This window comes from Aeromonas lusitana (assembly GCF_002812985.1).
Classification (GTDB): Bacteria; Pseudomonadota; Gammaproteobacteria; order Enterobacterales; family Aeromonadaceae; genus Aeromonas; species Aeromonas lusitana.
This window is the reverse complement of the sequence record NZ_PGCP01000003.1, coordinates 35120-51526: the sequence shown is the minus strand read 5'-3', so window position 1 is coordinate 51526 and position 16407 is coordinate 35120. Positions and strand designations below refer to the sequence as shown.

10 protein-coding genes are annotated in these 16407 nt (G+C 59.5%); 2 read left to right on the top strand and 8 right to left on the bottom strand.

Annotation, left to right across the window (positions count from 1 at the left end; translation table 11 throughout):
* Positions 1-271 precede the first annotated feature (271 nt).
* Both CUC44_RS01775 and fabA read left to right on the top strand, forming a co-directional pair.
* Entirely contained in the window at positions 272-2248 is a 1977-nt protein-coding gene (locus tag CUC44_RS01775; RefSeq protein WP_100858293.1) for a Lon protease family protein, read from the top strand.
* A gap of 79 nt (positions 2249-2327) precedes the next feature.
* Positions 2328-2888, top strand: coding sequence for a 3-hydroxyacyl-[acyl-carrier-protein] dehydratase FabA (gene fabA / locus CUC44_RS01770; protein ID WP_100858292.1), 561 nt, complete (start codon positions 2328-2330; stop codon positions 2886-2888).
* 160 nt (positions 2889-3048) lie between these two features.
* Here fabA and rmf read toward each other — a convergent pair whose 3' ends face one another.
* From rmf to CUC44_RS01730, 8 genes are all read right to left on the bottom strand, one after another.
* Entirely contained in the window at positions 3049-3228 is a 180-nt protein-coding gene (gene rmf / locus CUC44_RS01765) for a ribosome modulation factor (protein ID WP_005315693.1), read from the bottom strand.
* 159 nt (positions 3229-3387) lie between these two features.
* The gene (locus CUC44_RS01760) at positions 3388-5049 is read right to left on the bottom strand and encodes a DUF3466 family protein (protein ID WP_100858291.1); all 1662 of its coding nucleotides are present in this window, start codon (positions 5047-5049) and stop codon (positions 3388-3390) included.
* An 8-nt stretch (positions 5050-5057) separates the two neighbouring features.
* Positions 5058-6980, bottom strand: coding sequence for an ATP-binding cassette ATPase Uup (gene uup / locus CUC44_RS01755; protein ID WP_100858290.1), 1923 nt, complete (start codon positions 6978-6980; stop codon positions 5058-5060).
* 66 nt (positions 6981-7046) lie between these two features.
* Complete coding sequence (locus tag CUC44_RS01750) at positions 7047-7292, bottom strand: glutaredoxin family protein (RefSeq protein ID WP_100858289.1); 246 nt, start codon at positions 7290-7292, stop codon at positions 7047-7049.
* Positions 7292-9469 carry a bifunctional 23S rRNA (guanine(2069)-N(7))-methyltransferase RlmK/23S rRNA (guanine(2445)-N(2))-methyltransferase RlmL gene (rlmKL, locus tag CUC44_RS01745; protein WP_167388742.1) on the bottom strand — a complete coding sequence of 726 codons (2178 nt, stop codon included), beginning with the start codon at positions 9467-9469 and terminating at the stop codon, positions 7292-7294. The genes CUC44_RS01750 and rlmKL overlap by 1 nt, the downstream gene beginning before the upstream one ends.
* A 369-nt stretch (positions 9470-9838) precedes the next feature.
* Entirely contained in the window at positions 9839-10375 is a 537-nt protein-coding gene (locus tag CUC44_RS01740; RefSeq protein WP_100858288.1) for a cell division protein ZapC, read from the bottom strand.
* Positions 10376-10460: 85 nt separating this feature from the next.
* Positions 10461-11471 carry a quinone-dependent dihydroorotate dehydrogenase gene (gene pyrD, locus CUC44_RS01735; protein ID WP_100858287.1) on the bottom strand — a complete coding sequence of 337 codons (1011 nt, stop codon included), beginning with the start codon at positions 11469-11471 and terminating at the stop codon, positions 10461-10463.
* Positions 11472-11536: 65 nt separating this feature from the next.
* The gene (locus tag CUC44_RS01730; protein WP_100858286.1) at positions 11537-16378 is read right to left on the bottom strand and encodes an NAD-glutamate dehydrogenase; all 4842 of its coding nucleotides are present in this window, start codon (positions 16376-16378) and stop codon (positions 11537-11539) included.
* Between the last annotated feature and the right edge of the window lie 29 nt (positions 16379-16407).

Here is a 16407-nt window from a genome sequence, read left to right as displayed (position 1 = left end):
ATCTATTTCATACACTCGATGGCTCTACAAGCGGATAAAAATCAGCCCATTCAGGCCCATGACCTCAGTTCAGAAAGTTGAATTGGATAAAGGTAAGTTGGCATTTATTTTGTCATTAAAATCATTTGGATAAAGACATCATGCGAGCGGAATATCACGACGTTAAGCGGCGCTAAGCATAAGTTAAGTGAGGCAATCTTGTTTCCTGTGCGAGCTAATCGAACTGTGTATAATGGCAACAATTGATCCTATCCCCGACCGGATGTCTTAAGTGGCTGAATTAGCATCAGAACAATTAAAACCTGAATTTTCGATTGAGCAGTTTTCTGCACTCAGCGAGCTCGACCCCATCCCTTTCGCCGCCCTGCAACCCAGAGCCATTTCTGGCATCAAGCGGTTGGCCAGTTTCGATGGCGACTGCCCGGTCATGCTGCTCAACGGTTTTCCCGGTGCGGACTATGAGAGCGTCTGCCAGACCCTGATCGCCGCCTCCAATGGCAAGGATGGCGACCTGTTCGATCTCTGCTACACCGAAAACCTCAACAATCCGTTCAAACCCATCTGGCTGCGCCTGCAACCCGGCACCGGGTTCGAGTTTTGCGAGATGGTCGGTGAGCTGCTCAAGCTGATGAGTCATCATCTGGATGCCGAACGTCTGGTCACCAGGATCATCCGCAAACAGGAAAATGACCCCAAGATCGTAGATTTTCTCTCCGATCTGGCGGCGCACGTAGCGCAGGGACTCGAGTTCCAGCATCCCGTGCTCATCAATCTGCTGATCCACCATGAGGAGCAGCAAGCCCCGGTCATCTATGGTCGGGATCTGAACTGGGACACCTTGTTTGGCTCCATCAACTATCAGACCGAACAAGGCTCCGTCTATGCCAACCAGCATCTGCTGGAACCGGGTCTGATGCGCGAAGCCAACGGCGGCTATCTCATCTTGCAACTCGATGAGTTGCTCGATCAGCCTCACCTCTGGTTCAAGCTCAAGAATGCCATGTTCAAGGGCGAGCTGGACTGGAATGCCTATCAGGAAGGCAAGACCCTGACCCCCTTCTTCACCCCCGAAGCGACCCCCATTCGGTTCAAGCTGATCCTGGTGGGCGATCGTCTCGAAGTAGCCGAGTTCCAGATGCTGGACAGAGACATGTCGGAGCGCATCTTCCTGCGGGCTGACCTGGTGTCCGAGGTGGAGATTGAAGAGGATCTGCCGGGCTTCCTGCAATATCTGGCCTGGCTGCGGCTGCGTTGGAACCTGCTGGACTTCACCCCAGCCGCCCTCCTCGCCCTGTGCCGCCATGCCAGCCGTCTGTGCGACCATCAGGAGTGGCTCTCCCTCTCCGAGGTGCAGCTCAGCGCCATCATGCGCATGGCAGACAGCCTGGCGCGCGAGATGGAGGCCGAGGCCGTGACCGATGAGCACATTCTACTGGCCCTGGAGGAGCAGGATTACCGCCTCAACTACCTGGTGGAGCAATCCGATCAGGGGGTGATCGATGGTCAGATCCTGCTGCAGACCGATGGCGAAGAGATAGGCCAGATCAATGGCCTCTCCGTCATTCAGGTGGCCGGTCACCCCTATGATTTCGGTGAGCCCGTGCGTCTGACCGCCACAGTGCACTTAGGCGACGGTGACGTGGCGGACATCGAGCGCAAGGCCGAGCTCGCCGGCCATATCCACGCCAAGGCGATGATGATCATCCACGGTTATCTCTCCAACAAGTTCGGCGCCGAGAACCCCTCGCCGCTCTCGGCCAACCTGGTGTTCGAGCAGTCCTATCATGAAATTGATGGGGACAGCGCCTCTTTGACCGGCCTCTGCGCCCTGCTCTCTGCCCTCGCCCGCCAGCCCATCTATCAGCACTTTGCCGTGACCGGCGCGGTCGATCAGTTCGGCAACGTACAGGCGGTGGGCGGCGTGAACGAGAAGATTGAAGGCTTCTTCCGGGTGTGCAAGATCCACGGCATCACAGGCAAGCAGGGCATACTGCTGCCGGGCACCAACGCCCAGCAGCTCAACCTGTCCGATGAGGTGATTGCCGCCGTCAAGGCTGGCCAGTTCCACATCCATCCGGTGGATCACGTGGAAGAGGCCATCGAGCTGCTGACCGGTTGTGTGGCCGGAGAGCCGGACATGCCGGATACCCTGTTTGGCCGGATCCAGGAGCGACTGGATGAACTCAATGGCACTGCCCCCAAGAGCGGACTGCTGCGCAGCTTGCTTGGCCGTCTATTTGGTCTGTAAATCAAGAGATCGGAGTTGTCTAGCGAACAACTGTACGCTAAATTGACCCCGCTTTGACTCATATGAAGGATAAAACAGCGTGACCCTAGAAAACGACACCATTAATCCCCGCCTTTCCCTGTGTGAACAAGGCAAAGATTCGTTTACCCGCGAAGAGCTGCTTGCCTGCAGCCGTGGCGAATTATTTGGTGAGGGTAACAGCCAGCTGCCAGCCCCCAACATGTTGATGATGGATCGCATCGTCCGGATCAGTGACAACGGCGGCGAACACGGCAAGGGCGAGATCCTGGCCGAGCTCGACATCACCCCGGATCTCTGGTTCTTCGACTGCCATTTCCCTGGCGATCCCGTCATGCCTGGCTGTCTGGGCCTCGATGCCATGTGGCAGCTGGTCGGTTTCTTCCTCGGCTGGAAAGGCGGCCCGGGCAAGGGTCGTGCGCTGGGTGTGGGTGAAGTGAAGTTCACCGGCCAGATCCTGCCGACCGCCAAGAAGGTCACCTACAAGATCACCTTCAAGCGCGTCATCAACCGCAAGCTGGTGATGGGGATCGCCGATGGTGTGGTCGAAGTCGATGGTCGTCCGATCTACAGCGCCACCGATCTGAAAGTGGGTCTGTTCAAGGACACCACCGCCTTCTAAACGCGGTAATAGCGATCGATGATGAAAGGGGCTGATCCAGCCCCTTTCTCTTGCTCGCAAGAAAGTGGCTTGAAATAGCGACGTTCAGGTGAGAGATAACACATAACGTAAAGGGGCCAGCATGGCCCCCTTCCTTTTGTAATGAGTGATGAAGTATCGGTTACTTCATGAAGAGGCCTGAGCCTCGCCCCTCCATGGCGTCGCGCCAACCACCAAGCCAGTGCCCTCTGGCATCCAGACATTGGTACGGACACGCTTCTTTCTGTTTGCCGACTACGCCAGCCTGATAACCACGAGCGCGAGCTCTTTCCAGACGGTCCCGTTTCTGTCTCTTCATCATCTACGACCCTCTTCGTGGAACAAAAAAAGCGACCAAGTTTTCACCGGTCGCTTTCATCTTTACCCCAGGGGGGGAGCAGGGTCAAACAAAAAATGTCATGCTATTCAGCCAATGTGACACAAGATACTGAACTGCATTAACTTTTAATGACACCCTTTTTTAGCGCTGATAACGGCGCAGCCAGGCGAAGGGCACGGCCAGCAGAGTCAGCCAGAACAGGCTGCCGCCGCCACCGCCTTCGCTATCCTGCCCGGTCTGGTTATTGGCAGGCGCATTGCTCACCACATAGCTGGCGGGTGCATTGCCCTGATAATCCTTCACGGTCGGGGCCAGCTTCACCGCGACCACGGTCGCGTTGATGCGGTTCTTCAGATCGCTCTCGCTGTCGTAGCGATAAGCGGTCGCAGCGATAGTGCCGTCGGCAGTGATGCCGCTTGCGAAGGCGATATGATAGAACTTGCCGTTCTGGGCGCACTGCTTGGCACCCGCGTCATCCAGACCACAGATCAGATCGTTGAGGTACCAGCTGTTGCTTGGCGCCGCCGCGTTGAGCAGGAAGGCTTCCTGCATGCGGTTGGTGCCATTGACCACGGGCTGGGTCTGATGGCGGGAATCGCGCCAACCGACCACCATGTTGTGATCGTTGATACCGGCCGCTTCCGAACCAGAGCCGGAGAGCGGGTTGTCCTGCAAGGGCACCACGGCCGAGTTGGTCGGGGTATTTAAGTTATACAGGAACATCTCCACCGGTCGGTTCTGACCCTTGTTGATGCGATAACGCTGGTTGCCGATCACATAGCCGTTGTCGTTGACCGCCACCGCCCAGCTGTGTTGCAGCTTGGCATCGTCTTTGCCTGGCTGACCTTCCGGCAAGGGGATGACCTGAGTGGCCCCCACTGTGCCGGCGTTCAGATCCAGGGTCCAATAGCTGGCCAGGTTGCGGCCATCCAGATCGCCAGAGCCATACTCGCCGGTGGAGCTGTAGCCCACGCCATAGAGGGTACCGTTCAATTCGACGGCGCCGAGCGCAGAGGCGGTCTGCAGCACGGAGTCCCGTCCATTGGCATAGTTGCCAGCCTGCATCAGCTTGTTGAAGCCACCGGAGCCGTTCAGCAGCCAGAAGCTCGCCTGGGTGTCGACACCCGGGCAGTAGCGGAAGTCGCCACCCTGATCGTCATTGCCTTCGAAGCAGTAACGGTAGAAGTCGCCGTTGACCACGTGATTCAGGCCGCTGGCCGCGGTCCCGGTCACCAGGTACTGGCCGTTATTCAGCTTCTTGATGGCAGCCGGCACACTCAGACTGTGAGCCAGGTTTTGCGTGCTGGCGGCATCCTTGAGCTCTACCTGGTTGCCATCGGCCACGACGGCAAAGGCGGTACGCACCTTGCCGGCCATCTTGTAGCCGACGCGATCGGCTGGGGTATCGCCGAGGGCGGTCACCAGACCATCGGTCTCATTGCTGACCACGTAGCCGACGTTGCTGCGCTGGTCCGTGTTGGCACGGAAATCCAGGCGCCACTGGTAGGCGAAGTTGCCCGTGCTGTTGTCGTCCCAGAAGGAGTCACAGACGGAGCTGGACAGCATGCAGCCTTGTTCAAACCGGAAGCGATCGACCAGGAAGTCGGCAAACTGCACGGTCGAGAAGTACTCGGCCGTGTTGTTCTTGGCATTGATACCGATGAGTCCGCTGCCATCGGTGCTGATCCCGTTGGCATAGCCCTTGACTTCGTTATCGACGATGGTGAAAAAGGAGCTTTGTGCCGCCTGCGCGTTGAGGCTGGCGCCGACCAGGATGGCCAGTATGGATAATTGCTTTTTCATCTACTTCCTTAGTCTTGATGTTTCAACGCTTCCAACTCCTCCCAACGGGAGAAGGCGTGTTCCAATGCGGCCTCTGCCGCATTCAGTGCATCCAGTTTGAGCTGGGTTTGATCGCTCGGCAGGGAGAAGAAACCGGGATGGTTGACCTCCGCCTGCAGGGCATCGAGTTCTGTCTCCAGCTGTTCCAGCCGGGCCGGCAGATTATCCAGCTCCAGTTGCAACTTGTAAGAGAGTTTACGTCCTTTTTTCGCCGGCTCCTGCGCCACTGCGACAGGCTCTGCCACCTTGGCCTGGGCCGTCTTGGCGGCTTGCTGCTGACTGTGCTGCGTCTCTTGCAGGGCGCGGGTCGCCATCATGTCGGCGTAACCGCCCACATAATCGCTGATCCGCCCATCCCCTTCAAACAGCCAGCAACCGGTCACAGTGTTGTCGATGAAACGGCGATCGTGACTGACCAGCAACAGGGTGCCGGGGTAGTCTGTCAGCAACTCTTCCAATAATTCCAGCGTTTCGACATCCAGATCGTTGGTTGGTTCATCCAAAATCAACAAGTTACTGGGTTTGAGGAACAGCTTGGCCAACAGTAGACGGTTTTTCTCACCCCCTGACAAGGCCTTGACCGGGGTACGCGCCCGTTTGGGTTCGAACAGGAAGTCCTGCAGGTAGCCGAGGATATGGCGGGAGCGGCCACGGACCATGACTTCCTGCTTGCCCTCCCCCACGTTGTCCACCACTGTCTGCTCGGGATCGAGCTGCTCGCGGTACTGATCGAAATAGGCCACTTCCAGGTTGGTGCCACCCTTGACCAGGCCCCGGCTGGGGGCGAGTTGCCCCAGCAGCAGCTTGATCAGGGTCGACTTGCCGCACCCGTTCGGGCCGACCAGGGCAATCTTGTCGCCGCGCAGCACCTGCAAGTCCAGCCCCTGGAACAGGGTACGATCGCCAAAGTCCAGCCCCAGCCCTTCGGTCTCGAACACCAGCTTGCCAGAGCGGTTGACCTCGTCCAGCTGCAGCTTGGCCTTGCCCTGCAGCTCGCGGCGCTGACTGCGTTCCATGCGCATCGCCTCGAGGGCACGCACGCGGCCTTCGTTACGGGTACGGCGCGCCTTGATGCCCTGACGGACCCACACCTCTTCCTGGGCCAGCTTGCGGTCGAACTCGGCGTTTTTCAGCTCCTCGACTCGCAGCCACTCCTCTTTACCCTGCAGGTACTGATCGTAATTACCTGGCCAGGAGGTGATGACCCCGCGATCCAAATCGATGATCCGGGTCGCCAGCTTGTGGATGAATTCGCGATCGTGAGAGATGAAGACGATGGCGCCCCGGAAATCTTTCAGGAAATCTTCCAGCCAGTGGATGGCCTCGATGTCCAGGTGGTTGGTCGGCTCGTCCAGCAGCAGCAGATCCGGATCGCAGGCCAGGGCCCGGGCCAGCGCCACCTTGCGCAGCCAGCCGCCGGAGAGGCTGTCCAGGGTCACGTCGGGATCCAGATTGAGCAGGGTCAGCACCTGGCTGATGCGGGTCTCAAGCTGCCAGCCGTTGTGATAATCGAGTTGCTCCTGCAGCTCGCTCATCTTGCGGATATTGGCATCGGAGGGATCGTGGCCAATCTCAATGGAGATGTGGTGATACTGCTTGAGCAGCTCCCCTACTCCGGCCAGCCCTTCGGCGGCGTAGTCGAACACGGTCAGCTCGCTCGAGGGGGGCGGATCCTGCTCGAGACGGGTCACTTTCAGATCCTGCTGCAAGACCACGCGCCCATCATCGAGGGGCAGCTCGCCGGCGATCACCTTCATCAGGGTGGACTTGCCCGCCCCGTTGCGGCCCACCAGACACAGACGCTCCCCCCGCTCGATGGCGAGTTCGGCCTTGTCCAGCAGCGGGAAGTCACTGAACGACAGACAAGCGTCGTGCAATGTTAATAAAGCCATGAATATTCCTCATTACCTGATGAAAAAGCGGGGTTAGATGCTATCTAGCCCCACTTTTTCGCTATTTTATACCGCGCCATCGGAGGCGCTTGCGGCGACCCAGGCGCGCAGTTCCGCCCCAGTGAAGGGCCAGCCCAGCTCTCGGCCAGCCTCGTCTCTCAGTACCGGGATGCGCACCCGATAGGCGGCGAGCCAGGCATCATTTGTCATGATGTCAGCGCGCCGGGTCTGGCCCGCGAGTCCTGCCTGCTCCACCAGCCCCCAGGCCTGTTCGCACAGGTGGCAGCCGTCGGTGTGAAACAGGGTCAGCATCACTCGGCGCTCGCCTCGGGCGCGTGGGTGATGATCCAGCAGTTGTGAATGTGCTGGTTGCGCTCAAAATCCTTGGGACGGGTCTTGCCCGTGATGTTCTGCGCCTTGAGACCGGCGGCCTCGAGACCGGCCAGGTCCATCTTGAAGTGGCGCTTGTTGTTGGAGAACACCAGGGTGCCATCCGCCGCCAGCAGGCGCTTGAGGTGCTGCATCAGCACCAGGTGATCCCGCTGCACGTCGAAGCTCTCGTCCATCCGCTTGGAGTTGGAGAAGGTGGGCGGATCGATGAAAATGAGATCGTACTGGCCATCGGCTTCCGACAGCCACTTGAGGCAATCTGCCTGCACGAACTTGTGCTGACGGCCCACCAGCGAGTTCAGGCGCATGTTGTCCTGGGCCCAGTTCAGGTAGGTGTGAGACATGTCCACCGTGGTGGTCTCGCTCGCCCCGCCAAGGCCCGCGTGTACAGTGGCGCTACCGGTGTAGGCGAACAGGTTCAGGAAGCGCTTGCCCTTGGCCATCTGACCCAGCATACGACGGGTCTGACGGTGATCCAGGAACAGGCCGGTATCCAGGTAGTCGTAGAGGTTGACCCACAGACGGGCGCCGTACTCCTGCACCTCCATTCTGTGCTGCTCTTCGGACAGCTTCTGGTACTGCTGCTTGCCTTCCTGACGCTCGCGCACCTTCAGGATCACCTTCTCGCCGTCCATGCCGGTCACCTTGATGGCGGCCTGCACCATGTCGAGCAGACGCTGGCGGGTCTTCTGGACCGGGATGTCCTTGGGCGCGGCGTATTCCTGCACTACCAGGTAATCCTTGTAGCGGTCGATGGCGGCGTTGTATTCCGGCAGATCCGCGTCATAGATGCGGTAGCAGTCGAGGTTCTCCTTGCTCGCCCACTTCTCCAGGGTCTTGAGGTTCTTGCGAAGACGGTTCGCAAAGTCCTGGGCCACCTCTTTTTGGGAGGCGACGGAGTCCAGCGCAATCTGGTAGTTGCGCAGCTGGCACTCCAGCGCCCCGTTGAACAGGCGATATTGCTTGTCGGCCCGCAGGCGAAGGCAGCTCAAAAGCTCGGGGGACGCGGACAGAATGGAGACGCGCCAGCCCTGGAAGCTGCGGCGCAGGGCATCGCCGAGCGCCTGGTGTACTTCCAACAGCGCCGGGAACTCCCCCAGACGCTCGCCGTAGGGCGGGTTGGAGATGAGCATGCCGACCTGGCGGGCCTCATCTTCATTGGCGGCGGGCGGCAGCGGGTTCTCCAGGGCAGTCACATCGGCCTGCTTGAAGGTGATGAGGTGCACCACGCCGGCGGCCTTGGCGTTGTCGCGGGCCTTCATCAGCACCCGGGTATCCGCATCGCAACCAAACAGCTTCACTTCGCAGCGCTGCATGCCGCGCTTGGCACGCACCTGGGCTTCCATCATCAGGCTCTGCCACAGCTCGCCATCGTGTTGCAGCCAGCGATCGAAACCGAAACGCTCGCGGCGCAGGGCCGGTGCCATGTCGGCGGCGATGAAGGCCGCTTCAATCAGCAGGGTGCCGGAGCCGCACATGGGGTCCATCATGGGCTCACCGGCCCAGCCGCTGCGGGCAATCATGGCGCAGGCCAGGTTCTCCTTGAGCGGCGCCTCGCCAGTGCCCTGACGATAGAAGCGCTGGTGCAGGGCGGGACCGGACAGGTCCAGGGTAATGTTGGCCTTGCCCTTGCCCAGATGCGCCATGATGCGAATGTCCGGGGACTTCTTGTCGATGTCCGGGCGCACGTGACCGCGCTTGGTGAAGCGATCGACGATGGCATCCTTGATCTTGAGCGCCCCGTACTGGGTGTTGCGAATGGCCGGGTTGGTACCGGTAAAGTCCACGGCGATGGTGGCGGTGCCGGAGAAGTGCTCTTCCCAGGGGATGGTGTGGGCGCCCAGATAGAGATCCAGATCGTCGTTCATCTGGAATTCGGACAGCACCAGCACGATGCGGGAGGCGAAACGGCTCCACAGGCAGGCCTTGTAGCCAATGGCCAGCTCGCCTTTGAAATGCACGCCGGCAACGGTCTCACGGATCTGCTCTGCGCCCAGGGTGGTCAGCTCATCGGCCAACAGGTTTTCCAGCCCCTTGGGGCAGGTTGCAAAAAATTCTTTCATCACGCTCACGGGGATGCCATAAAAATAGTGCCGCATTATACCTTATCGGCCCGCACTCGGCATCCGAACCTTGGGCCCCACCGGAATATAACGGGCGACCTTGGGCAAGGAACGTCAGGGATTGGGGGTATATCCCCTAGAATAGGCCTGCAAAGGGTGGGTATACGGCCAGCAGGTCACCTGGCAGTGACTTTGATCTGTTTAAGCGATGGCAGGCAGCATGACGGACTGCGACATGGCTGGCGAGATGAGGGTCTGACGAGACAAGCATAGAGACACCGGATGTCCATCGTCTCTATTAGCCCTTTAGCCATTCGTCCGTCGAAATAAGCGGGGCATCGGAATGAGAGAAAGGGATAAAAAATAAACAGCAATAACCCGTCTGTCTGACGGTTATGTTATCCGTCAGCTGACCTGACGATATTGCGCCGCCGGGCGAGATCTTGCCTGCATGCGATTATTCATCACCTTGATCACCCCAAACTTTGGCAGCGTCTTGCTGGTGGTCAGAATTAACCCCTCGGTCAGATTCAGACAGACGCTCGCCTGATCTCCCGCCTCGATCACCATAAATTCCCCCACCCCGTGGGCGGTTTGCATCGTGACGATCGTCCCCGTCTCCAACTGGCAATGGGCTTGCTGTTCATTAAAGAACCAGCTTTGTGGCATCAGGGGTTTATAAAAGCGGCTGACGGCGATGGCATTAAGTACCAGTTGAACCTGATGGGGAGTACTCCAATCGAGTTCGGCAATCTTGTCCATCAGCTGATAATAGAGGGCGGCATCGTCCACACAGAATGGCTGGGTAGTGAAGGACGCGGGGACAAGCTGCCGCCCCTTATATTCGGTGGCGAATATCATGCGATCGGATAAATCCAGCATCAGACGATCATCTTGAGCGTCATAATGCCACTGCCAATTGTCATTGGGTTGGATGCACATGAGGTTACCCTTACTTAAGCCGTTACTCGACTTTATTCCATGTCGAGAATTTGAGCAACTTTAAATAAGGGTAACCGATTATTTTTTAAATATGGGTGACTATTTCTTTCACCAGTGCCGGGCCCTTATAAATAAAGCCACTGTAAATTTGGACCAAAGTGGCACCCGCGGCCAATTTCTCCCGGGCGGCCATGGCACTGTCGATGCCCCCTACCCCGATAATCGGCAGGGCGCCATCCAGCGCCTTGGCCAGCTGGCGGATCACTTCTGTGCTCTTGTGCTGCAGGGGACGACCGCTCAGGCCACCCGCCTCACCGGCATGGGGCAAGTCATAAATCATGTCGCGCTCCAGGGTGGTATTGGTGGCAATGACACCGTCGATCCCGTTTTTGATTAAGGACTCGGCCACCTGGTTTATTTCATCGACGCTGAGATCCGGCGCAATTTTAACGGCAAGGGGCACATACTTCTTATATTTGGCGGCGAGCTCCTGCTGGCGCACCTTCAGCGCCGCCAACAACTCATCGAGCGCCTCACCGTATTGCAATTGACGCAGACCCGGGGTGTTGGGGGAGGAAATATTGACCGCAATATAACCGGCATGATCATAAACCTTGTCCATGCAGATCAGGTAATCATCCTTGCCCTGCTCGATGGGGGTGTCCTTGTTCTTGCCGATATTGATGCCGATGACGCCCTGATATTTGGCTTCCCGCACCCGGGCGACCAGATGATCGACACCCTTGTTGTTGAATCCCATGCGGTTGATGATCCCCTCTGCCGGAATAACCCGGAACAAGCGAGGCTTGTCATTTCCGCTCTGGGGTTTGGGGGTCACGGTACCCACTTCAATAAAACCGAACCCCATGGCGCCAAATGCGTCGATACATTCGCCGTCTTTATCCAGGCCCGCGGCAAGACCCACCGGATTGGCAAAATTAAGCCCCATGCAAGTGACGGGGCGTTTGGGCAATGAATGGCGGAAGAAACAATCGAGTGGCGTACCGAGGAGGCGGGGCAAATATTTGATGGAGAGATCGTGCGCCTGTTCCGGATTGAGCTTGAACAGGAAATGCCTGGCGAGAGGGTACAGCATGTTTGCTCCTTAAAAAAAGCCCCGGCAACTGGCCGGGGCTTTTGATTTGATGATGCCAATAAACGTTAAATCGACGTTCGGCAATTCAACTGGAGCAGGTTCAACTCTCGCAAGGCCACCGAGAACTTGGCGAACTCGTGAGTGCTGGTGGTCTTGAAGTCGGCCAACATATGGGTCCAACGGGACAAGAGTTGCTCATGCTCCGAAATCCAGTCGGCCAGTATGGTAGCGCATTCCCCCTGCTCTTTACACCCTTCCAATACCACAGACGTGAGGCTGCGCTGCTGCCAGTCCAGATCCTCGCGGAAGGAGGAGCGCGCCATCGCCTGCCAGTGGTTGCCCACCGGCTGATGGTTGATCTGCTCCAGGAACCAGTGCAGATCCAGCTTGGCGCCGAGGCGGTAGTAGACGTTGGCGGCGCGCACTATGTCGGTCTTGTGCTCAGCGGCGATCTGCGCCAGATCCAGGCTGGAGAAGAGGCTGCTCATGTGCGCCACCTGACGGGCGATCTGCTCAGGCACCTGCTTGGCCACCAGCTCCGCGACCTTCTGCTGATGCTCGGCCACTTCGCTCTCGTCCATCACCTCGTAGAGATGCTGGGCCAAGGTCTCGAAGGCCGGGCGGAAGAAGGCGATGTTCTCGCCGATGCTCCAGCTGCGGTTGCGGGCACGCAGGAACCAGCGGGTGGCGCGGCGCACGATGCGGCGGCTGTAGAACATCAGCTCGAGCTGGGTGTTGGCATCCACCAGGTTGTCGCACCCTTCGATGTCACGCCACAGGGCGCCCAGACCGAACACCTCGCGGGCCATGGCGAAGCAGCAGGCCACTTCAGCCACGGAGGCACCGGTCTCGTCCTTCATCCGGCTGGCAAAGTTCAGCCCCATGTCGTTGACCAGCATGTTGGCAACGCGAGTGGCGATGATCTCGCCGCGCAGCGGATGCTGGGCCAGCTGGGCGCCGAATTTCTGCTGCAGCTGGGCCGGGAAGCTGGCCACCAGCATGTTGGCGAGGAAGGGCTCGTCGATCACTTCCGGGCAGTTGAGCTGCTCTTTCAGCACCATCTTGCCGTAAGCCACCAGCACGGCGAGCTCGGGACGGGTCAGCCCCTGGCCGGCGGCCATCCGCTCGGACAGCTCCTCGTCGGAGGGCAGGAACTCCAGCGCGCGGTCCAGCTTGCCTTCACGCTCGAGGCCCTGGATGAAGCGCTGCTGCTCTTTGAGCTGCTCTGCGCCACGGAAACTGGTGACCGAGATGGACTGGGACTGACGGTAGGCGTTGGTGATGACGATCTGCGCCACCTCGTCGGTCATCTCGTATAGCATCTGGTTGCGCTGCTTGAGGGTCATGTCCCCCGCCGCCACCAGCTGGTTGAGCAGGATCTTGATGTTGACCTCGTTGTCGGAGCAATCCACCCCGCCCACGTTGTCGGTGAAGTCGGTGTTGATGTGACCGCCCTGGCTCGCGTATTCCACCCGGCCAAGCTGGGTGAAGCCGAGGTTGCCGCCCTCCCCCACGATGCGGGCACGCAGGTCGCGACCGTTGACCCGCAGCACGTCATTGCTACGATCGCCGACGTCTGTGTCGCTCTCCTTGGCACTCTTCACATAGGTGCCGATGCCGCCGTTCCACAGCAGATCCACGTTCAGGCAGAGCAGCGCCTTGATCAGCTCGTTCGGGGCCATGCCGGTCTTGTCGGTGCCGAGCAGGGTCTGCATCTGCGGGCTCAGCTTGATGGACTTGGCCGAGCGCAGGAAGATGCCGCCCCCTGCGGAGATGAGCTCCTTGTTGTAGTCTTCCCAGCTCGAACCCGGCAGCTCGAACAGGCGCTTGCGCTCGACGAAGCTGCTAGCGGCGTTCGGGGTCGGGTCGATGAAGATGTGCATGTGGTTGAAGGCGCCCACCAGCTGGGTGTGCTCGGAGAGCAGCATGCCGTTGCCGAACACGTCGCCGGCCATGTCGCCTATGCCCACGCAGGTGAAGTCGCTGGTCTGGCAGTTGATGCCAAGCTCACGGAAGTGACGCTTGACCGACTCCCAGGCGCCGCGCGCCGTGATGCCCATCTTCTTGTGGTCATAACCGACCGAGCCGCCGGAGGCGAACGCATCGCCGAGCCAGTGACCGTACTCCTGGCTTATCTCGTTGGCGATGTCGGAGAAGGTCGCGGTGCCCTTGTCGGCGGCGACCACCAGGTAGTAGTCATCCTCGTCGTGGCGTACCACATCACGGGGCGGGATCACCTCGCCGCCGATGATGTTATCGGTGACATCAAGCAGGCCGCGGATAAACAGGCGGTAGCAGGCCTTGCCCTCTTCCTGAATGACGGCACGGGCCGCGCCCACCGGCATCTGCTTGCAGTAGAAGCCGCCCTTGGCGCCGACCGGCACTATGACGGTGTTCTTGACCTGCTGCGCCTTCACCAGACCCAGCACCTCGGTGCGGAAGTCTTCCTTGCGATCGGACCAGCGCAGGCCGCCCCGGGCGACCTTACCCCAGCGCAGATGCACCCCTTCCACCCGTGGCGAATAGACGAAGATCTCGAATTTCGGCAGCGGCAGCGGCATGTCGGTGATGCTGGCGGGGGCCAGCTTGAAGGAGATGTAAGGCTTGATGTTGCCCGCCTTGTCCTTCTGATAGAAGTTGGTGCGCAGGGTGGCGTCGATCATCTCCATGTAGCGGCGGATGATGCGATCGTCATCCAGGTTCGCCACCTGATCCAGCTTGGCGGCGAGCTCTGCGTGCAGGGTCTCCTCGGCCTTGGCGTCCTGCTTGATACCGGGATTGAGGCGCTGCTCGAACAGGGTGAACAACAGCTGGGCGATGTCGGGGTAACGGGTCAGCGTCTCCTCGATATAGGACTGGCTGAAGGAGACGCCGGTCTGGCGCATGTATTTCGCATAGGCGCGCAGCACCGAGACCTGACGGCCGCAGAGGCCGGCCCCCAGCACCAGACGGTTGAAGCCGTCATCTTCCAGGGTCTTGTTCCAGACCGCGGCGAACGCCTGCTGGAAGCGCTGCTGGCTCTGCTCCAAGTCGAAGGGCTGATCGCCGCGCAGCAGCATGGAGAAGTCCAGGATCCAGAACACCTCGCCGGTGGGGGTACGCACCTGATACGGGGTCTCACCGATGACCCTCAGTCCCATGTTTTCCAACATGGGCAAGACGTCGGAGAGGTGAATGGGCTCGGCGCGGTGGAACAGCTTGAGCCGCACCCGGCGATCGTTCTCCTCTTCCTGGGCGCGGTAGAACAACATGCCGAGCGGCTCAGCTTCGCTCAGACCGTCGAGGGCCATGATGTCCGCCACGGCGGAGCCCGGCAGCACGTCTTCTTTATAGGCGCGGGGGAAGGCGGTGCTGAAGCGGCGGCGCAGGGCGTTGCCACGGGCCTCACCGTAGTGGGAGAGCAGCACGGAATCCAGGCGATCATCCCAGCTGCGGGCGGCTTCAATCAGGTTGTTCTGTACTTCGTTCACATCCACATCCACGTTGTTATTGTTGACCCGCACTATGTAGTGGGTCCGGGCCAGCACGCCTTCGGAGAAGTAGACGTTGAACTCCACCTCGTCGTTGCTGCCAAAATACTTCTGCAGGATCTGCTGGGTCTTGACCCGCAGCGCCGTGTTGTAGCGCTCCTTGGTGACATAGACCATGCAGGAGAAAAAGCGGCCGTACACATCCCGGCGCACGAACAGGCGCAGCATGTCGCGCTCCTGCATCTCCAGCACCCCGAGACCGGTGGCCAAGAGCTCTTCTTCACGAGCCTGGATCAGCTCATCGCGCGGGTAGGTTTCCAACACGTTGAGCAGTGCCTTGTAGGCGTGGGAGCCCTTCTCGTGACCGGAGGCGGCCATGATGCGCTCGAGGCGATGGCTGATGAGCGGGATCTGGGTGGCGCTGGTGTTGTAGATGGAGGAGGCATAGAGACCGATGAAGCGATCCTCTCCCACCACCTTGCCATGCTCGTCGAAGCGCTTGATGCCGATGTAATCCACGTAGGCCGGACGGTGTACCCGGGCCTTGCTGTTGGACTTGGTGAGGATCAGCAAGTCAGAGCTCAGGGCCGCGTGGCGGGCGCTGGCAGGCATGTTGCCAAGGCGCTGGCCCTCGTCCTTGATGGAGTTCTTCATCAGACCCAGGCTCGAGGCCGGCAGCGGCAGTATGTCGTGATCCCCCTCCACCGCCTTGACGTCGTAGCGGCGATAGCCCATCAGGGTGAAGTTATTGGCCGCCACCCATTTGAGGAAGGCGACGCTCGAATCCACCTCGGCCTGGCTGACCGGGTTCTTGCGCTTTGGCAGCTCTTCGATGATCTCGTTGAGGCGCGCCAGCATGGGCTGCCAGTCCCCCACCGCCAGCGCCACTTCGCCGGCGACCGAGTTCAGCTCGGCGGTCAGCGCCTCCATCTGCTCCTCGCTGGTGAGGTGATCGATCTCGATGAGAAACGCCGTCTCCACCGAGGTCTGCTCGGCTGTGTTGTCCAGATCCAGAATGGCGCTGATCTTGCCTTCGGCGCCACGGATGAGGTGCAGCGGTTGGTGCAGCATCATGTGGGCCGTGATGTTCAGGCGCTTCAAGGCCATGCGGATGGAGTCCACCAGGAAGGGAGAATCCTGCAGGATGATTTCGACAATGGTGTGGGGAGACTGCCATCCGTGGCGGGTCAGCTCGGGGTTGTAGACCCGGATATAGGGCTCAGTGTCGGTGCGCTGGTTGAGTGCATTCCACAGGCTCAGCGCCGCACCATAGAGATCGCTGTCATTGCGATCGTGCAGATCTGTGCTGGCCATGTTGCCGTAAAACTTGGCAACGAAACATTCGACCAGGGAAGCACTCTTCTTGGGCAGTTTTTGATGGATCAGGCTGAGAACGTTTTCGAGCAGAACTGAGGTAGGGGCGTCTTTCAATGCCATTGCTAGTTTCCTTTTCGGACGACATCACA

Bases quoted from the DNA above. Each gene is read 5' to 3' on its own strand.
- rmf (WP_005315693.1), bottom strand. From the start codon at position 3,228: ATGATGAAGAGACAGAAACGGGACCGTCTGGAAAGAGCTCGCGCTCGT.
- CUC44_RS01760 (WP_100858291.1), bottom strand. From the start codon at position 5,049: ATGAAAAAGCAATTATCCATACTGGCCATCCTGGTCGGCGCCAGCCTC.
- uup (WP_100858290.1), bottom strand. From the start codon at position 6,980: ATGGCTTTATTAACATTGCACGACGCTTGTCTGTCGTTCAGTGACTTC.
- CUC44_RS01750 (WP_100858289.1), bottom strand. From the start codon at position 7,292: ATGCTGACCCTGTTTCACACCGACGGCTGCCACCTGTGCGAACAGGCC.
- rlmKL (WP_167388742.1), bottom strand. From the start codon at position 9,469: ATGCGGCACTATTTTTATGGCATCCCCGTGAGCGTGATGAAAGAATTT.
- CUC44_RS01740 (WP_100858288.1), bottom strand. From the start codon at position 10,375: ATGTGCATCCAACCCAATGACAATTGGCAGTGGCATTATGACGCTCAA.
- pyrD (WP_100858287.1), bottom strand. From the start codon at position 11,471: ATGCTGTACCCTCTCGCCAGGCATTTCCTGTTCAAGCTCAATCCGGAA.
- CUC44_RS01730 (WP_100858286.1), bottom strand. From the start codon at position 16,378: ATGGCATTGAAAGACGCCCCTACCTCAGTTCTGCTCGAAAACGTTCTC.